Annotated in this window: 15 protein-coding genes; 6 read left to right on the forward strand and 9 right to left on the reverse strand. The window is 57.9% G+C overall.

Annotation, left to right across the window (positions count from 1 at the left end; all coding sequences use genetic code 11):
• Window positions 1-4 precede the first annotated feature (4 nt).
• Window positions 5-418 (reverse strand): arsenate reductase ArsC, encoded by a 414-nt coding sequence (locus tag KDB76_RS03900; protein WP_075043706.1) that lies wholly within the window; start codon window positions 416-418, stop codon window positions 5-7.
• 115 nt (window positions 419-533) lie between these two features.
• On the opposite strand from KDB76_RS03900, the gene KDB76_RS03905 reads away from it, so the two are divergent.
• Both KDB76_RS03905 and KDB76_RS03910 read left to right on the forward strand, forming a co-directional pair.
• Window positions 534-872: a metalloregulator ArsR/SmtB family transcription factor gene (locus KDB76_RS03905; RefSeq protein WP_075043707.1), complete on the forward strand. Its 339-nt coding sequence runs from the start codon at window positions 534-536 to the stop codon at window positions 870-872.
• A gap of 42 nt (window positions 873-914) precedes the next feature.
• Window positions 915-2006 carry an NAD(P)-binding domain-containing protein gene (locus tag KDB76_RS03910; RefSeq protein WP_075043708.1) on the forward strand — a complete coding sequence of 364 codons (1092 nt, stop codon included), beginning with the start codon at window positions 915-917 and terminating at the stop codon, window positions 2004-2006.
• A 38-nt stretch (window positions 2007-2044) separates the two neighbouring features.
• On the opposite strand, the gene KDB76_RS03915 is transcribed toward KDB76_RS03910, so the two are convergent.
• The 3 genes from KDB76_RS03915 to KDB76_RS03925 all read right to left on the reverse strand — a co-directional run bounded on the left by KDB76_RS03915 (window position 2045) and on the right by KDB76_RS03925 (window position 4480).
• The gene (locus KDB76_RS03915; RefSeq protein ID WP_075043709.1) at window positions 2045-3409 is read right to left on the reverse strand and encodes an NAD(P)-binding domain-containing protein; all 1365 of its coding nucleotides are present in this window, start codon (window positions 3407-3409) and stop codon (window positions 2045-2047) included.
• On the reverse strand, window positions 3406-3921 hold the full coding sequence (locus tag KDB76_RS03920) for an arsinothricin resistance N-acetyltransferase ArsN1 family A (RefSeq protein WP_051096008.1): 516 nt from the start codon (window positions 3919-3921) through the stop codon (window positions 3406-3408). Before KDB76_RS03920 ends, KDB76_RS03915 begins: the two co-directional genes overlap by 4 nt.
• A 64-nt stretch (window positions 3922-3985) precedes the next feature.
• Window positions 3986-4480, reverse strand: coding sequence for a MarR family transcriptional regulator (locus tag KDB76_RS03925; protein WP_075043710.1), 495 nt, complete (start codon window positions 4478-4480; stop codon window positions 3986-3988).
• A 185-nt stretch (window positions 4481-4665) separates the two neighbouring features.
• Here KDB76_RS03925 and KDB76_RS03930 point away from each other — a divergent pair, with 185 nt between their 5' ends.
• From KDB76_RS03930 to istB, 4 genes are all read left to right on the forward strand, one after another.
• Window positions 4666-5769 (forward strand): MFS transporter, encoded by a 1104-nt coding sequence (locus KDB76_RS03930; protein ID WP_349254016.1) that lies wholly within the window; start codon window positions 4666-4668, stop codon window positions 5767-5769.
• A 52-nt stretch (window positions 5770-5821) separates the two neighbouring features.
• On the forward strand, window positions 5822-6829 hold the full coding sequence (locus tag KDB76_RS03935; protein ID WP_212632227.1) for an IS5 family transposase: 1008 nt from the start codon (window positions 5822-5824) through the stop codon (window positions 6827-6829).
• A 502-nt stretch (window positions 6830-7331) separates the two neighbouring features.
• Window positions 7332-8846: an IS21 family transposase gene (gene istA, locus KDB76_RS03940; RefSeq protein ID WP_038408847.1), complete on the forward strand. Its 1515-nt coding sequence runs from the start codon at window positions 7332-7334 to the stop codon at window positions 8844-8846.
• A gap of 17 nt (window positions 8847-8863) precedes the next feature.
• Window positions 8864-9619: an IS21-like element helper ATPase IstB gene (gene istB, locus KDB76_RS03945; protein WP_038408850.1), complete on the forward strand. Its 756-nt coding sequence runs from the start codon at window positions 8864-8866 to the stop codon at window positions 9617-9619.
• Window positions 9620-10063: 444 nt separating this feature from the next.
• Here istB and KDB76_RS03950 read toward each other — a convergent pair whose 3' ends face one another.
• From KDB76_RS03950 to KDB76_RS03970, 5 genes are all read right to left on the reverse strand, one after another.
• Window positions 10064-11092: a DUF4238 domain-containing protein gene (locus KDB76_RS03950; RefSeq protein ID WP_051096006.1), complete on the reverse strand. Its 1029-nt coding sequence runs from the start codon at window positions 11090-11092 to the stop codon at window positions 10064-10066.
• Between the two features lie 450 nt (window positions 11093-11542).
• On the reverse strand, window positions 11543-11941 hold the full coding sequence (locus KDB76_RS03955; RefSeq protein ID WP_051096005.1) for a hypothetical protein: 399 nt from the start codon (window positions 11939-11941) through the stop codon (window positions 11543-11545).
• Window positions 11942-11943: 2 nt separating this feature from the next.
• Window positions 11944-14181, reverse strand: a complete 2238-nt coding sequence (locus KDB76_RS03960) for a hypothetical protein (RefSeq protein ID WP_075043711.1) — start codon at window positions 14179-14181, stop codon at window positions 11944-11946.
• Window positions 14178-15764, reverse strand: coding sequence for a tyrosine-type recombinase/integrase (locus KDB76_RS03965; protein ID WP_051096003.1), 1587 nt, complete (start codon window positions 15762-15764; stop codon window positions 14178-14180). The genes KDB76_RS03960 and KDB76_RS03965 overlap by 4 nt, the downstream gene beginning before the upstream one ends.
• A complete protein-coding gene (locus KDB76_RS03970) occupies window positions 15761-17026 on the reverse strand; it encodes a site-specific integrase (RefSeq protein ID WP_075043712.1) in 1266 nt (421 codons plus the stop codon). The genes KDB76_RS03965 and KDB76_RS03970 overlap by 4 nt, the downstream gene beginning before the upstream one ends.
• Window positions 17027-17149 lie beyond the last annotated feature (123 nt).

Consider the following 17149-nt stretch of genomic DNA (forward strand, 5'->3'; position numbering starts at 1 on the left):
ATTCTCAGTGTTTGGTTTTCACCAGGACGAACATCTTGATGCGCTCATGAATCTCGTGAAGCGTGTGTCGGAAGGCATCGTGTTGGTCACTGGTGACAGGGTCTTCGAAGTTCCACGCCAGAACCTCGCCGAAGGCAGGCAACGTAAGGCACTCATGGGCTGCCTTGTCGCAGAGCGTAATCACGTAGTCGAACCGTTCCCCTGCGAACTCGTCGATGGACTTGCTGCGTAGAGCCTTGGTATCGATATCGAGATATTCGAGGGCGGCATAGGTGCGCGGATCGACTTGGCCAGGCTGGGTACCTGCGCTGAAAGCTTCGAAGTGAACAGGGTCTGTGTGCCGGAGCAAAGCTTCGGCGAGCTGGGAGCGAGCGGCGTTTGCGGTGCAAACAAACAGGACGCGGATCTTGCCAGTCATCACTCGATACCCTGCACGTATATGGTTTTTCGAATATACGCTTTTTCGAATGTATCGCAACCCCTCGATGATGGGTGGCTTTACATGTGCGCGTTCATGCACATATATTGGCCGCATGACGACCAACCATAATCTCCGCACTCAAGCCATCGACGCCGCCATCGAGTCGCTGGACGAAGCCTTCTTCAAAGCGCTTTGCGAGCCTTCCAGAGTCGCGGTTTTCAAGCGCGTACTATTGCTCGGCCGGGCTGATGTCGGCGAAATCGCCAAAGAGCTGCCACAGGAGCGCTCGGTGATCTCCAGGCACCTGCAGGTATTGCATGACGCCCAGATCGTGAAGGCCACCAAGGTGGGTAGGCAGGTGTTCTATGAAGTGAATGGTGGGGCGATCGTCGAGCGACTGGAAGGCCTGCTCCAGCGAACCAAAGGTCTGGTTTCGCTGTGCTGTCCGTAGCCCGGCCTTTTTTTGCACCTATATATGCATGAGTGCGCACATATGAATGATTCGAATCGCGTTCTGGATGTGGTTGTCATCGGTGGTGGGCAAGCAGGTTTGGCGACTGGCTGGCAATTGCAGCAGCAAGGATTGGAATATCTCATCTTGGATGAGCAGAAATCCCCAGGCGGGAACTGGCGCAACTACTACGAAAGCCTGCAGCTGTTCTCACCAGCTGAGTACTCTGCGCTGCCGGGGCGGGCGTTTCCTGGCGATCCCAAGGGCTACCCGTTGCGAGACGAAGTGGTGCAGTACCTGGAGGCATACGCCGCCGAGTTTCAGCTGCCTTTTCAGGGCGATACCCGCGTGGTGGCGGTCGTGCAGAAGGACAAGGCATTTGAGGTTCGCACCGCCAACGGAGCGACTTTCACTGCGCGTGCTGTGGTAGTGGCATCAGGGGGCTTCAGCTGTCCTTTCATGCCTGACATTCCTGGGCTGGAGAACTTTTCAGGACACTGTCTGCATAGCTCGGCTTATCGAACACCTGAGGCCTTTGCCGGCCAGCGTGTTGTCGTTGTGGGGGCAGCGAACTCGGCTGTTCAGATTGCCTATGAGCTTGCCGGCGTCGCACAGGTGGTGCTGGCGACCCGCGAGAAGATCCGCTTCTTCCCTCAGCGGATTCTGGGACTCGATTTTCATGTGTGGCTGAAATTCACCGGGTTGGAGCAAACACGATGGTTGAGTGATCAAAGCACTCCAGTGCTCGACACCGGCAAGTACCGAAAGGCACTTAGCAGCGGCAGAATTCAGCGCAGAGCCATGTTCCAGCAGGTACTGCCCGACGGTGTGATTTGGCCAGACGGAAGCAGCACCCAGATTGACGCGCTGATATTCGCAACAGGATTTCGCCCTAACCAGGAGTTTCTGGCGCAGCTCCCAGTCGTTGACCGGCACGGGCGTACGCTACAGCGAAACGGCGTGGCAATTCAGGTGCCTGGCTTGTACTTCGTGGGTCTGCCCAAGCAAAGGAATTTTGCCTCGGCGACCCTGCGAGGTGTAGGAGCCGATGCGGCATACCTGATGCCGCGGCTGCTTGAGCATTTGAGCGATAGGCGATTGCCTCACCTGCCCAGTTCGCCCCGCACGATTTGAACTCGTGCAGGGCGAAAGAGCAGTCCCAGAGCATGGGGTTATGCGCGGCCTGCCGGTGTGCAGCAGCTCGACTTTTGGGCTGAAGGCGTTGCCAGGGGTTCCGGTGATGCACAGCAACTGGTTTGAGTAGCGGCCTCGGGTGCGCAGCAACTGGAAGCTTCACCTTGCTCCTCGAACTGAAGGCTGCAGACACCGGTTTCTGGCAGTTCCAGCTCGACACGCCGTGCCGCTTCCCAGTCGCCTGCAAGCCCGGCCATGATTGAGCGCACCTGCTCATACCCGGTAATCATCAGGAATGTCGGAGCACGACCGTAGCTCTTCATGCCTACGATAAAGATGCCTTCGTCGGGATGAGAGAGCTCATCGATGCCATGGGGGCGAACGGTACCGCAGCTATGCTCATTCGGGTCGATCAACGGGGCCAACTGAACAGGGCTCTGTGTAGCCGGGTCGATAGCCAGTCGTAGCTCGCCCAGAAGCTGCAGATTTGGGCGGAAGCCCGTGGCCACGATGATCTCATCCACCTCTGGCAGAGCTTGGCCATTGCTGTGCACGACCAGCCCCTGTTCGGTCGTGTCGACCTGGCTGATGGAGATGTCCTGGTGTAGCGAGATCTTTCCTTGTTCGAGCAATTCACGGATTCGCAGACCCAGGCTGCCGCGTTCGGCCAATTTGTCATTGGCACCACCACCCAGAATTTTATCTAGCGAGTGTCCGCGAATAGCCCACGAAACCTGGGTACCGGGCAGTTGGACCAGATCCTGAAGAGCGTTGAATGCCGAGTGTCCGCCACCTACAACCAGCACTCGGCGCCCGAGATAACGATCGCGCGCATTGCCGCTGACATCGGGAATCCCATAGGCAATATGCGCTTTGGCGTTCAACTCTCCCAACGCCGGAATGCCGGAGGCGCCCATCCAGTTCGGGGTCTCGTACGTGCCCGAGGCATCGATGACTGCGCGAGCTTGGATGTCTTGCTCACCCTTTGGCCCTTTAACACGCACCAGGAACGCGGCAGATTCGCGGCCTTTGGTTTTCTGCACATCAGCGCCGACTTTCGTCACAGCAGTGACGCGGGAGTTCAGATGAAGTCGCTCCTTGATGACTGGCAGCTCAGCTAACGGGAGCAAGTAGTGATCCAGCAGTTCACGACCTGTGGGGTACGTGTCGGAATCAGGCGCTTGCCAGCCCGTTGCCGACAGTAACGTTGCAGCCTCCTTGTCTACGTTGTATTCCCAGGGCGAGAACATGCTGACGTGGCCCCATTGGCTAATGCTTTCTCCAGCCTGGCCGCCTGCTTCAAAAATGAGTGGGTTCATACCCCGGGCCAGTGCGTGCGCAGCAGCCGCCAGCCCCACGGGGCCGGCGCCGATGATTACGATGGGAAGATCAGATTGGCTCATGCTCGTTCTCCTGTGTCAGGTTGGTTGGAGGGGAAGACTCGTTCAACGATGGCGCAATCAAGCCAGCGTCCTTCAAGGCATGCGTGTTTTTCATAGACGCCGACCTTTCGGAAACCGCAGGACTGGCAGAGCGCAAGGCTCGCTTCGTTGAAGGTGAAAATGCGGGAAAGGACTTTCCAGAAGCCCCGTGCCTCTGCTTCGCTCAACAGTGCGTTCAGCAGTGCCTTGCCGATGCCACGCCCACGGACATCTCGCCGCAAGTAAATCGAGAAATCAGCGATGCCGGCATAGCAGGAGCGCGCGCGGTAGCTGCTCAGGTTTGCCCACGCCACTACTGCGCCGTCTAGCTCGACGACCAGCACCGGGAAGCGAGACATATCGGCAACCCAGGGCTGTACATCCATGGCGGTCCGAGGCTGGGTCTCAAACGTAGAACTACGGTCATCGATCCCTTGGTTGTAAATCTCGGCGATGGCCTGAACATCACCGAGCTGAGCGGGGCGAATGTGCATCTGGCTTCCTTTTTTAAGTTGGTAGTGACAACAATTTAGTTAAAAAAGGGGGATCTCCCCCTCATTATTCTTGCGGCTTCGCTGAGCAACTCTCGTTTACCAAGCCACAACGTACCTCAGCAGCGCGGGTCAACTGCCGCAGGAGCGTCAGGGCTCCCTGGCGTACTTCCGGCGCCATGCAACTGATCATCGCCTTTTCTTCATTGATGAGATCATCGCGAATGCGCTCATACAGGTCGGCACCGGCTTCGGTAGCCTGGACCCGCACGGCACGGCGGTCTTCCGGATCTTCCACGCGGGAGACATACCCTTTGCGCTCCAACGTATCGACGACACGGCTAGCCGTACTCTTGTCCAGGAACATTTCCTCGGCCAGCGCCTGCAGACGTAGTGGTCCCTGCTTCACCAAGGTCTCGATGGCGTAGCACTGGGTGACGGATACGTCATAGCAGCAGATGCGATCGCGATCCCTGAACTGGTAGACGCGCACCAGCTGATTCAGGGCTTCGTAGAGGTCTTCAGCATCACGGCTAAGGTCGTCGTTGTGCTTGTTCAGCATGTCATTTCCAGTTAGTTGTTACCTGCAACAATATGGGCGATGAGCGCGTCCGTCAACTGTCCGGTCATCAGATTGACCTTTCAGAGCTCAGTCGACTACATTGGTTGTTACTAACAACCATAACAAGGACTGCCGTGACTCGACATGAACAGCTCCTGCCAGCCAACGTGGGTCGCGCTCGGTTGGTGTTTACCTTGGGCATCACCCAGATCTTGGCTTGGGCGTCGACGTTCTACCTGCCGGCGGTCCTGGCAGGTCCAATTGCTCGCGATACGGGCTGGTCTCTATCGTTTGTCGTGGGCGGACTGTCCTGGGGCATGCTGGTTGCTGGCCTTTGCTCTCCGCTGGCTGGCCGACTGATTGATCGCCGCGGCGGGCGCTCGGTCCTTGTGTTCAGCTCGCTGATGCTGGGTGCAGGGCTCATGGTGATGTCGATCGCCAGCTCTCTGTGGCTCTATTACCTGGCTTGGTCGCTCCTCGGCGTAGCCATGGCCACGGGTTTGTACGACGCGGCATTTGCCACTCTGGGGACGTTGCTGGGAGAGCGTGCTCGGGGTGCCATAACGGGACTGACCTTGATTGGCGGCTTTGCCAGTACTGTCGGATGGCCCGCGTTGGCGGCACTGGAGGCATGGATTGGCTGGCGGGATACCTGCTTAGTGCTTGCTGCGATACATATAGTGGTCGGCCCGCCTGTTCATTGGCTGGCGGTACCGAAACCGCTCGGCTCAGGAAAAGAATCAACCTCGGAAGAACTGACTTCGGTGACGCTCGATGAACGTAGCCGCCGCCTTTTCTGGCTTGTTGCAGGACTGCTGACGGTAGTCGCCTTCGTCATGGCCAGCCTCTCTGTTCACCTGCTCACAGCGCTCAAGCAACTGGGTCTGCCAACGGTAACGGTATTGGCAGTCGGGATGGTGATTGGACCGGCCCAGGTGGTGGCCAGGGTGCTGGAGTTCTCGATTGCCCGGCATCTTCATCCGAGCTGGTCGGCTCGTGTCGGAGTGATGGTGAGCCTCATCGGCATCTGCCTGTTTATCCCTGGTGTGCCTTGGCTGGCATTTCCCGGAGCGGCACTTTACGGCGCGGGTATGGGGATTCTGACCATCGCCCGAGGCACATTGCCGTTGGTGCTTTTTGGCCCTCAGGGATATGGCGCCCGGATGGGAGCACTGGCGCGGCCCATGCTTCTCGCTCAGGCCGCTGGTCCATTTGCTGCAGCCTTTGTGTTGAGCGGTCAGGGCGCCCCAATGATGCTGTTGCTGATGGCGACTATAGGGCACCTCTAAAAACCCCGCCATCAGGTAGGATTGTGAGCCCTTGACCGCCAGGATCTCTCCCATGCTCAGCCTGTTTGCCGACCAGGAACGCGAAGCAAAACTCGATAGCCTGGGTGATCCGCTGGCCTTGCTGAACAAGCATGTCGACTTCCTAACCATGGCCACCGAGATTGACCGATGGGTTCCGCGCCCGAGCCGTGCTAAAGGCGGCAGGCCGCCGTATCCCACCGAGCTAATGACTCGCCTGCTGGTGCTTCAGCACCTGTTCAACCTGTCCGACGAGCAGATGGAGTTTCAACTGCTCGATCGCATGAGCTTCCAGCGTTTTGCTGGTCTGAAGAACTCGTCCCGCGTACCGGATCGCAATACGATCTGGAACTTCCGTGAGCGCTTGGTGCAGGCCAAGGTCGAGTACCTGATTTTCGACGAAGTGCAACGCCAACTTCAGTTGCACGGCTTCAGCGCGCGCGAGGGGCAGATCATCGACGCCAGCATCGTCCGGGCCCCGACCCAGCACAACAGCACCGAGGAGCAGGCCCAGGTCAAGGCCGGTAGGGTGCCGACCGAATGGTCGCCGGCCAAGCGCCGGCAAAAGGATGTCCAGGCACGCTGGACGAAAAAGCATGGCAAGGCCCACTTCGGCTACAAGCTCTCGGTCAGTGTGGATCGGCGGCATAAGCTGATCCGTCAGGTCAAGGTGAGTGACGCCAGCGTGGCCGATACCTTGCATTTGGTAGAGGTACTGGATCGGAACAATAGCAGCCGCGATTTCTGGGCCGATCGGGGGTATCACGACAAGCCCCGCGAGCGTTGGCTCAAGCAGATCGGTTGGCGACCCCACATCCAGCGCAAAGGTCAGGCCGGGCAGCCGATTGGCGAACGCGACAAGGCGCGCAATCGACGTATCGCCAGCCCCAGAGCGCGGGTCGAACATATTTTCGCCAGCTTGGCGCAGATGGGAGGAAAGACGATCAGGAGCATCGGCCTGGCTCGGGCGGAATTTGGCCTGACGATAAAATCGGCGGCGTACAACCTGAAACGGATGACGAGCCTGCTGAAAATGGCCTGAATCGGGCCGATGGCCGGGTCATCCTGGCCAGATAGACCGTGCGCTCTGCAGATCTAGCCAGCAGCATGTCCGGGGATTAGCGACCTTCATCGCTCGATGTGGCTCCAGCGTGCAATTTTTAGAGGTGCCCTATAGTCGCTGTGGCATTAGGGGGATGCTTCAAACTGCCGACAAAACCGTTTCATGACCAGCACCCAGAGTGAAGGTGGAACGGACTATCTATAATGGGTCGAAAGCAGTCTATGGGCGGATTCCGCGATGCGGGTTTAGCTGGCCCTGAACCGCTCCGCGAAGCGAACTGCGGATTCCACGCTGACTCGGACACCCATTCCACGCACATCCGGACAGTGATTCCACGCTGATCCGGACACTCATTCCACGAGCATCCGGACACCGATTCCACGGCCATCCGGACACTTTCCAGGCAGGCAGCTACGCAGGATTTATTCACTACCATCGACCTCTTTTTCGAAGCAGAGAGGTCGTCGTGGAGCGTTTGTCCATGCGTAAAATCCGTGAGGTGTTGCGCCTCAAGTTCGATTGCGGGCTGTCTGTCCGTAAGATCTCCCGCAGTCTGGGCATAGGCCACAGCAGTGCCGGTGATTACCTCTGTCGCTTTGCCGCCAGCGGTCTAGCCTGGCCCTGCTCGTTGTCCGATTCCGAACTGGAACAGCAACTGTTCCCACTGGCCCCTGCGGTGCCCAGTGAGCAGCGGCCACTGCCTGATTGGTCTTGGGTGCACGCCGAGCTGCGTCGCCCCGGCGTGACCCTGGCGCTGCTCTGGCAGGAGTATCGCCTGAGCCAGCCGCAGGGTTTTCAGTACAGCTGGTTCTGCGAGCACTACCGGGCCTGGCAGGGCAAGCTGGACGTGGTGATGCGCCAGGAACATCGCGTCGGCGAGAAGTTGTTCGTCGACTACGCCGGGCAGACGGTGCCGGTGATCGACCGGCACAGCGGCGAGATCCGCCAGGCGCAGGTGTTCGTCGCGGTGCTCGGCGCCTCCAGCTACACCTTCGCCGAAGCCACCTGGTCGCAGCAGCTGCCGGACTGGCTGGGCTCGCATACCCGCTGCTTCGCCTTCCTCGGGGGCGTGCCGGAGATCGTGGTGCCGGACAACCTGCGCAGCGCGGTGAGTAAGAGCCATCGCTACGAGCCGGACATCAACCCGAGCTACCGCGATCTGGCCGAGCACTATGGCGTGGCGGTGGTGCCGGCGCGGGCGCGTAAGCCGCGCGACAAGGCTAAGGCCGAGGTCGGCGTGCAGGTGGTCGAGCGCTGGATCCTCGCCGCGCTGAGGAACCGCCAGTTCTTCTCCTTGAACGAACTCAACAGCGCCATCGCCTTATTGCTGGAGCGCCTCAACCGACGACCGTTTCGCAAGCTGCCGGGCTCCCGGCACTCGGCCTTCGAAGCCCTGGATCGTCCGGTGCTGCGGCCGCTGCCGGAGCAACCCTACGTGTATGCCGAGTGGAAGAAGGCGCGTGTGCACATCGACTACCACGTCGAGGTTGATGGGCACTACTACTCGGTGCCGTACCAACTGGTGAAGAAACAACTGGAAGTACGCCTGACAGCGCGCACGGTGGAGTGCTTCCACGCCAATCAGCGGGTGGCCAGCCATCTTCGCTCACCGCACAAGGGCCGGCACAGCACACAGGCCGAGCACATGCCCAAGAGCCATCGCGAGCACGCCGAGTGGACGCCACAACGGCTGATCCGCTGGGCTGAGCAGACCGGGCCGAACACGGCCGGCGTGATCAGCCACATCCTCGAACGGCGCATCCACCCAACCCAAGGCTACCGGGCCTGCCTGGGCATCCTGCGCCTGGGCAAGACCCATGGCGAAGTGCGCTTGGAGTTGGCCTGCCGTCGCGCCCTCAGCCTCGGTGCGTGCAGCTACAAGAGCCTCGAATCGATCCTGCGCCAGGGTTTGGAAAGCCTGCCGTTGGCTCAAGCCAACCTGCCCCTGCTGCCGGACGACCACGCCAATCTGCGCGGCCCCGGCTACTACCACTGAACACAAGGAATCCCACCATGCTGCCCCATCCGACCCTGGACAAGCTCCAGACCCTGCGCCTGACCGGCATGCTCAAGGCACTCGCCGAGCAACTGAAAACCCCCGACATCGACAGCCTGAGCTTCGTGGAACGCCTCGGCCTGCTGGTCGACCGCGAACTGACCGAACGCGACGACAAGCGCCTCAGCAGCCGCCTGCGTCAGGCCCGGCTCAAGCACAACGCCTGCCTCGAAGACATCGACTACCGCAGCCCGCGCGGACTCGACAAGGCGCTGATCCTCCAGCTGAGCAGCGGTCAGTGGTTACGCGACGGACTCAACCTGATCATCAACGGGCCCACCGGCGTGGGTAAAACCTGGCTGGCCTGCGCCCTGGCACACCAGGCCTGCCGAGAGGGTTACAGCGTGCGTTACCTGCGCTTGCCGCGCCTGTTGGAAGAGTTGGGCCTAGCCCATGGCGACGGGCGCTTCGCCAAGCTGATGAGCGGCTATGCCAAGACCGACCTGCTGATCCTTGATGACTGGGGCCTGGCCCCGTTCACCGCCGAACAGCGCCGCGACATGCTGGAGCTACTGGACGACCGCTACGGCCAGCGCTCGACCCTCGTGACCAGCCAAATGCCCGTGGACAACTGGCACGAACTGATCGGCGATCCAACCCTGGCCGATGCCATCCTCGACCGCCTGGTGCACAACGCCTACCGGATCAACCTCAAGGGCGAGTCGATGAGAAAGCGGGTGAAGAAATTGACGGCGCCGGGCGCCTCAGACTAACAATGCAACCCCTGCGTCGCTGCGCTCCGACTGCCTGTCCGAATGATCGTGGAACAGGTGTCCGGATCAGCGTGGGCTGAGTGTCCGAATGGCGTGGAATCCGCAGCGAACCAAGGGGGTGAAGCTTGACCTTCGAACCTACGCTTATCGACTGGCCAAAAACAGCCATTCGCAGCAAGGACAAATCGACGAGATTACAGCCCCATAGCCTGCGTCATACCCAATGGTCGATGGCACAAGCTGCGCAAAATGGGTAACCTGTGGAGGATTGCTCTGAGACTTTGTTGGCCATGGCCTCCCCTCGGAGACACTTGATAGCCCGCCTCACATGGCGGGCTTTACTATTTTTTACTGGAATGCTAGTGAACAGCCCCAGCTTACCGCTCCCAACGGCGCCATTGTGAAGGCGAGTTGGCTCATGAAAGCGTGGGCGAGCCGCAAAAATCAGCGGTCGGGGTAATTGGCTTCCTCTCTCGACTGGCTGTCATGCCATTCCGCCCAATGCTTTCGCACTGCTTTGAATTGCTCGGGACAGACCGTACGTGGCCTGCACTCTTCGATATCTCGCGTATCTGTTGCAAATACATAGTGATGGGCCCCGGTCAAAATCATCGTCCTGAAAAATGCTGCTTGAGCGAGACTCAACGTGGTGCCGCGCCGAGGTGGCGGTGAGCCCACACACGTGAACAGGAGATGCTTGGGGCTGAGTGGCATGAACAGCTGTGTGCCTGGCACATCCCAGCCGCCCTCAAGACTAATTGTTCCATTCGTACCAACTCCTACCCTCATGAAAGGGTTGTCGGACGTTGGCCAGGTGACTCCAGGTGGAGCGTGTAGAATGGTCCAACGATGATTTGGCAACCGATTGATGGTGCTCTTGAGCACATGTTCGATCTGCCAGAGCCAAAATTTCCGCCCGATTAGGATTTCGGCTTTGATGCCTTCTTCGCCATCCTCACTCTTCGCACGGTGAATTTTCAGCGGCAGCTTGCCGTAAGGGTCTACAACCGGAGGGGGTTCAGACTGAACTCCGGCGGCTGAAGCTGCCTCGATTTGGCTGATTGACCACTCCATGGTCTCTGACAGAAATGCCTCAAGCGTTTCAGTTTGGCGTTTGAAAAAGCTCTCCATTTGGGCAGGAGTACGGACAGATTGCGCAACAGCAAAGCGGAATAAGTTGTTCCAATCCTCGCGGGTCAACTGCGACTCGCTAACTACCTTTTCGATGGATGCGAATCCAGGCGTTTCGAAGTCACGCTCAAGCCATCGCTCGACTTCGTCACTGGCTTCAGAACCAGACAAGCGAGTATAAAGATGCCGAAGCACCGCCACGCTTTTGGTTGAATGCGGCTTCCAAACCGCGCTTTTTTCATGGGGCACTAGCAGACGATAGGCAAGGACTTTGCCCTCTATCGTCCAGTGCTTCAGATACGACTGCGGTACGTAATGGTTGTCCTTTTTGAAACCTTTCATTCCCTGCTATTTCCTTGAATTTCTTGCCACTTGGCAGCCGTGCTCGCATCCGTGTCTTTCTCGGCAGCTGCTTGCTGATCATCAGAAGATGGCCAATGGGTACCAAATTCCCTCACCAAATAGCGGTTAGTCCGGTCAAATTCCTACTCGCTCTGAAATTCCCCTGGCCTGAACGATATCAGCCGGGAATCGTACAGTCGGGTGATGGCATCGGCTACCTGATGCCTGAGCATCTCCGTGTAGTGGTCCAGGCGATCATAGCTCTAGGTCGCAATCCCTCTGCGGTCTCTAGAGGCGAGCAAAGTGAGGTAGATCTTCAACGCGTGGACGTCCAAGGAACAGGCCAACGATTACCGGGGACGCTACGGGAAAGCTGCGCCCCACGCGAGCGCCTGGTCAAGTCGATGCAAACGGGTGGCCAAGTGAATGCAATTACGCACAATTGCGCAATCATCTCTTCTTTTGAAGCTGTGAAACCGGCCGCTCCAGCATCGATTGCGTTAGACCGTGTAGATCAGCATTGGCTTGCCAGATCAAAAAACGGCTATGCATATCTCGAACAGCAGCTAACAGCTTTTGGTTACTCGCTTTCAGTTCCTCAATGCGCTCGTTGGCTGCTTGTATATCGGCAATCCAGCCCGGCTTTAGCTTCTTAGCCTTCAATGCCGCCTTGGAATTCTTCATCGCTAAATCCACGGCAGGTAGATTCATCAGGGACTGGCGAACACGACTGATACCCAGTTTTTCTTTGCAGGCCTCAACGAGCAAAGGCCAAGTTAGCTTCGGCTCTGACCATTCCTCAATTAGCTTAATGATGCGTTTCTCATCCTTTGGCGTTAAATGCCCCATCGTTAGCCCTCGATCTCATCTAGCAAAGCCAAGACGTCATCCAACGATGGCAACGCCTTTTGCACCTGGTTCTCTTCAATTACTTTGACTTCGATCAGTCCCGACATTGCGGCGGCGTTCTTGGTCAGCGTCCAGCCGTTATCGGCGTTCCACACAATGGCACCGTTTTCGAGCTCCGGGTTTTCCAGCATTTGCATGAGCGCCTCGCACTTAAAGAGCTTCTCACCCAGTTTTTTGGCCGACTCCGACGCCCCAAATACACCCCTAGACTGCGCATCCAGGGCTTTATCGAAACGGCGTTTGAGGTCGTCGCGTTCTTCCTTGAGGTTGGCCAGCTTCACGTCATCCCCCTTGACGCAGCCAAGCCGCCCGCAGTCCAAACAGGCACCCATTTTCGGGCAGGGCTCGGACGCAAAGTTGTGCACACAAACGCCGAGATGGGTTTGATGGATAATGCGGTCCTGCTCACCCTCGCGTAGGTCCATTACATCAGCAAGATTCAGAGGCTGATTGGTTTTTACCTTGTCCAGACGCTGAGCAGCGGTGCTGTTTTTCGTTTTGGGGTGGTAAGCCGCAACTCCTTGGGTGCGCTCCTCGATGGTCTCGTGGTTGTAAACCGATCCCATCGTCGTGCGCCCGGAGAAGGCGTCAATCAGGAGCTGCGACAGACCGGCCTGTTGCATCCGCGTGTTCAATTCGTGTCGAAACGCATGCGTGTTGACCTTGACACCGGGGTAGCCATGGCGCTCGAACAGACTTTTCCTTGCCGGGTTGTTCATACTGGCTAATTGCGCCTTCATTCGGTTAGGGTTCGCCGCGATCTCTACGCCAAACCCGTGCGTCACGGCAGTGCCACCTGCGTCTTCAGCCAGCGCTCCCGTGCGCACGGTGAATAAGGCATCACGAAACTTCACCCGCGCCTTGCCCTCCGTGTACGGCGTGGTGTAGGGAAAATCCTTTGGGAGATACTTCTCACGCAGCAGCACATTGAGCGTGCGCAGCGTGATCACACACCGGCCGTCCAACTCAACACCCTGGACTCCTGGCTTGTCCTTCACGTATATCGGCGTCCCTCTAATGGCATCCAAACCATCACGAATCTCGGCCAAAAGGGCTCGGGCGGCGGGGCTGAGAGCCTTGTTCTGCTCCATGGGTTTTAGGAAACCCTTTTGGAATGTAATTCGCGGGTTGTGGTTCTCATGAACACTGAGTTTCAGCGCGGCACAGGCTTCGGCAAAGGTGAGCGGTTCATCAGGCCCCTTGGGTGGCAGCCCTTCATGGGGCGGAAACTCATCGGGATGCTCTTCCAGCCAGGCGGCGTAAGCCCGCGCCTCATCGGTGATCGGTTTTAACAAGGTGATGACCCGCTCGACGACCGGCTCCATCTCGGGCTTAACGACTGGCTTCAGCGTAACCTGGTTTATCTTTTCCGCGTACCAGCGCAGGAACATGCGCCGTTTGCCGTGGGTATCCTCTTTGAACACCCGACAATCCAATTCAACATCCGCCAACTCACCCACGCGACTCGGGGCGCTCAGCAACAGCGCACAGGCGGATGTCACAACGATATCCAGAGGGCGGGTCAAATCGTTAGTGAACACTTCCCCGAGCGCTTTGATCGCTTCGGGGTTGGGCAGTTTCTGTTCCCAATCCGCTTTTTGCTGCTTGAGCGTGCCACGCGGCTTCATCGTCAGCGGAGAGGTCCACCGAAAATCGGTCTTGAGCAGTTTTTTGGCCCGCATCAGTGAGATGAGGGCCTCAAGTGCCTTGCTGCTACAGTATGCGTTGTTGCCTTTTGCCCAGTGACGACTCAGTTGCTCGCACGCTTCATTGCAGGCAGCGGCGGACACCTGCGTCACATCCCGCGTACCGGTCAGCTTGACCAAGGCAGCTTCCAGCACCTTCAGGGCACTTAGCCAGTCTTTAATTGCCTTTTTCTGCAAATACACCCGTCGGTACACCATGATAGCCTTGGCAAACTCCGTGAAGGGTGCCTGTATCGCCTTTGGGGCTGCCTTGGTCGATCCCTGCGCCGTGAAGCTACAGAATTGGACGCCATGCTTGTGCCAACTGCCGTCCTCCCAGCAAATACTCGAGTGCACGCGATTGGGAATGCCTTTCGGCAGGGTCTGTTTTGCCCATTCGATAAACGCCGCGAGCTGAGCCTCCGCAGCCAGTTGGCTCCTAGGCTCGAAATCAACAATGTTGTTCGTCAGTTCAGAATCAAACGCATCGGTCATTCGCCTTTCCTCCCTGATTGGCGCGTGGCCTCACAATCCAGAATCACCTTGCGGCACGCCAGAATGGCCCGATCCCAGAGCACGCCGGTCGTTTTATCCGTGGCAATGGTTTGCGCCCGCCGACGTTCCAGTCGCTCAAGGACAGCGCGGTGATTGGCATCCAGAAGGGGTTGGAATTTTCCGCATGCGTAACAGGTAAAGGGCGCATCGAGATGGCAGGCGGCATTGGCACCGCACACTGCCAGATCCTCGATTTGTCGATCCGCTCGATCCCCGTTTTTTGCTGAGGTGCGATCCGTGACGATGATCCCGGTGAACGCATTCACAACCAAGGCCAGATGGTCGCTCATCTTCGCGTCGATCAAGGCCAGCAGCTCCGGCGACACCTGGCGGTACTTTCGCACTGTCCGAGTATTCTTGTGCATCAATGCGCTGGCCATCGTCCACTCATCCAGCCCGGTATTGGACAGGTCCGTGCCGAGGGTGTGCCTGAACCGGTGCCCCCGCGTCACTTTCAGCGGCTGATGGGTGCGAGGCGAAATCGGAAAGCCCTCAATCCGCTCGATGCGATCAAGCCATGCCTGAACCGTGCCTGCTCCAACATGAAAGATTGGCTGCGGCGCCTTTTCGAGGGCTTTTTGCAGGGGGCTATCGAGTAAAATAGGGGGATTCACCCGATTCGGAAATTCTGCTTCATCATCCATCTTCCGGCGAAAGAGCGGCACATTCTCAATGGCTGCATCCCAGTCGGCGCGGTATGGATAGGTTTGCCAGAGTTTCGCCAGAACCATGGCCTTGTAGGCCTGCACGGTGGTGTACAGGTCTTCATCCAGACTGAAGATTTCGGACTTTGCTCGCCAACCCGCCTCGCCGTCTTTTTGCTTTGCCCAATGAAACCTGACCTTGCAGCCCTTATCGGTCTTCGTGAAATCACCAAAAACCATCATGCGCACCTGAGCGCCACGCTGCCCGTAAATCATCAACAGGCGCAGATACAGGTATTGCTCGGGATCTAGCTGACCGTGACAGAACCGCTCATGTATCCATTGGTGCAGCGCGTCCTGCTCCACCTGGGTGAACGGACCCTGTTCGGGGTCCAGGCTGAGGATCACATCGTGGCTGGATTTCTTTTTTCTGGGCAGTGCCTGGTAGGCCTCGATCAGGGCTTGTGGCGGACGTTGTTCGAGGGACTCGCAGTCGCACCAAAACGCCATGAAAGCGGCGAACTGACTGAACTCGCTGACGTTAAAGCGCTCCCGCAGAGCGATTAGGTGATCCTCGTTGAGCGGGTCAAGACTGGCCTGAGCAGCCCGCGACAACACACTGCCGACTTTAGCAACCGAGCCCGTTGCATGATCAGCCATTCGATAGGCCAGGGCGGCGTGCAACCAGGGCTGCCAATCCGGCGAAACACAGGCAAGGGCCGCTTTCCAGTTGACTGGGTTTCTGGCCGATTTATCGGGTTTCCACATGGGGTGAGTCGGTGTGAACACCTCCCCACATTTCGCCAGGCGAGGCGTGCTCAGCCATGCATCGAGGCTGTCCTTCGTGGGGGCCTGAAGTGCTTCGACGGCGATGTTCACGCTGAACCTCCTGGTGTCATGCCGGCCTTCTGACGGCTGGACGTAAACCGCTCGGCCCGTTTCTGTATCGCTTTGTCTGCCTCCTCCTTCCAGAACTTTGCGCCGTAGAGGCCGGGCATGTTCGACTCGGGACTCCAGCCGAACATCCATGTCAGAGTCTTTTGAACTTGCGTGGTACGATCCTCCGGCGTGAGCGCTGCCAGTTCCTCACGCATGCTTTCCAGCATGGTGTAGACCGCGTCATGCCTGAGAATATGCGGGTGGACATGAGCCAGTTCCGGCGCTATTACTCGAATCCTCGACAGAACGCCATCCACTGCCTTGATGGTTAGAGGCCCGCCCTCATTTCGCTTGTGCGCCACAAGCAAAAACGGATGCTTCCTTGCTTGCGATGTGCCGCTACGGGCCTTTCTGTGGCGATATTTCGATTCGTACTCAGTGATCGCGTCATACAGGTCATCGGTCATCACCAGCATGCGCTCGTGGGTTTTGAATTGCGGGGCCATGGTTCGTGGATCGATGCTCTCATCCTCCAGGTTGACCACCGCCAGTTGACGACTGTGCCAGTGAATATCTTTGGTCTTGATCAACAACATCTCGGAGCGTCGCAGCCCCATGTCGAGACCCAACAGCAAAATGATGTAGTTACGCAGCCTGATGGCATCATCTGAAAAGGGATTCTCGGCGCTATCCGGATGCATGATTTCCAGCAAACGGGTTCGCTCCTGGGCAGTAAGCCCCTTCATTTGGTCCGTTCGCGTTTTTTTCCACGCAAGCCTGGCCGCTTTGATCTTGCGGTTTATGCGCTTCTTCAGATCGTCAACTGCCTCATATCGTGTTGAGTGATCACCCAACTTGTCATAGAGGAAGGCCAGATAGTCGCGTACCGCCTCGATTCGCTGCTGCGCATGGACTTTGCTAACGGATTTGTAGGCGGTCGGATGCAATCGCATCCCCGCATACTTCATGGCCAAGATTTCCTTGCTGAACCCCGCGTCCGACACAAACCTGGAAAGCTCACTGTCTGTTAGGTACCGGCTGTGAGGGCGCTGTTCGAGGTGAGAAATCAGATCAATGGAGGAAAACGCCAGAAACTCCTCAAACACAGCTAGATGCTCAAGATATTTCTTGGTTGTTTCGAGGGCTCTGCCCGAGTGCTCCATGGTGATGTATAGGTTGGGGTAGTACACAGGGATGTAGTCTTGCACCAACAGCTTTCTTCGAGCAGCATTCACTACCTGCTCTATGACCTGGAAACCCATGATGCTCCCTCATAAACATAACTTTTCTAAGTATAGTCAGGGGTATCGGGCGGTCAACGCAAAACCTAACGTTTTACTCTCCAGGGTTTGAGCGCCTGTCTCTACCCTCAAAGCACTGAAAAT

The organism is Pseudomonas sp. JS425, assembly GCF_018223845.1.
In the GTDB taxonomy this organism is placed as follows: Bacteria; Pseudomonadota; Gammaproteobacteria; order Pseudomonadales; family Pseudomonadaceae; genus Aquipseudomonas; species Aquipseudomonas asiatica.

Excerpts from the sequence above, each read along its gene's own strand:
- KDB76_RS03900 (WP_075043706.1), bottom strand. The coding sequence starts at position 418 with ATGACTGGCAAGATCCGCGTCCTGTTTGTTTGCACCGCAAACGCCGCT.
- KDB76_RS03905 (WP_075043707.1), top strand. The coding sequence starts at position 534 with ATGACGACCAACCATAATCTCCGCACTCAAGCCATCGACGCCGCCATC.
- KDB76_RS03910 (WP_075043708.1), top strand. The coding sequence starts at position 915 with ATGAATGATTCGAATCGCGTTCTGGATGTGGTTGTCATCGGTGGTGGG.
- KDB76_RS03915 (WP_075043709.1), bottom strand. The coding sequence starts at position 3,409 with ATGAGCCAATCTGATCTTCCCATCGTAATCATCGGCGCCGGCCCCGTG.
- KDB76_RS03920 (WP_051096008.1), bottom strand. The coding sequence starts at position 3,921 with ATGCACATTCGCCCCGCTCAGCTCGGTGATGTTCAGGCCATCGCCGAG.
- KDB76_RS03925 (WP_075043710.1), bottom strand. The coding sequence starts at position 4,480 with ATGCTGAACAAGCACAACGACGACCTTAGCCGTGATGCTGAAGACCTC.
- KDB76_RS03935 (WP_212632227.1), top strand. The coding sequence starts at position 5,822 with ATGCTCAGCCTGTTTGCCGACCAGGAACGCGAAGCAAAACTCGATAGC.
- istA (WP_038408847.1), top strand. The coding sequence starts at position 7,332 with ATGCGTAAAATCCGTGAGGTGTTGCGCCTCAAGTTCGATTGCGGGCTG.
- istB (WP_038408850.1), top strand. The coding sequence starts at position 8,864 with ATGCTGCCCCATCCGACCCTGGACAAGCTCCAGACCCTGCGCCTGACC.
- KDB76_RS03950 (WP_051096006.1), bottom strand. The coding sequence starts at position 11,092 with ATGAAAGGTTTCAAAAAGGACAACCATTACGTACCGCAGTCGTATCTG.
- KDB76_RS03955 (WP_051096005.1), bottom strand. The coding sequence starts at position 11,941 with ATGGGGCATTTAACGCCAAAGGATGAGAAACGCATCATTAAGCTAATT.
- KDB76_RS03960 (WP_075043711.1), bottom strand. The coding sequence starts at position 14,181 with ATGACCGATGCGTTTGATTCTGAACTGACGAACAACATTGTTGATTTC.
- KDB76_RS03970 (WP_075043712.1), bottom strand. The coding sequence starts at position 17,026 with ATGGGTTTCCAGGTCATAGAGCAGGTAGTGAATGCTGCTCGAAGAAAG.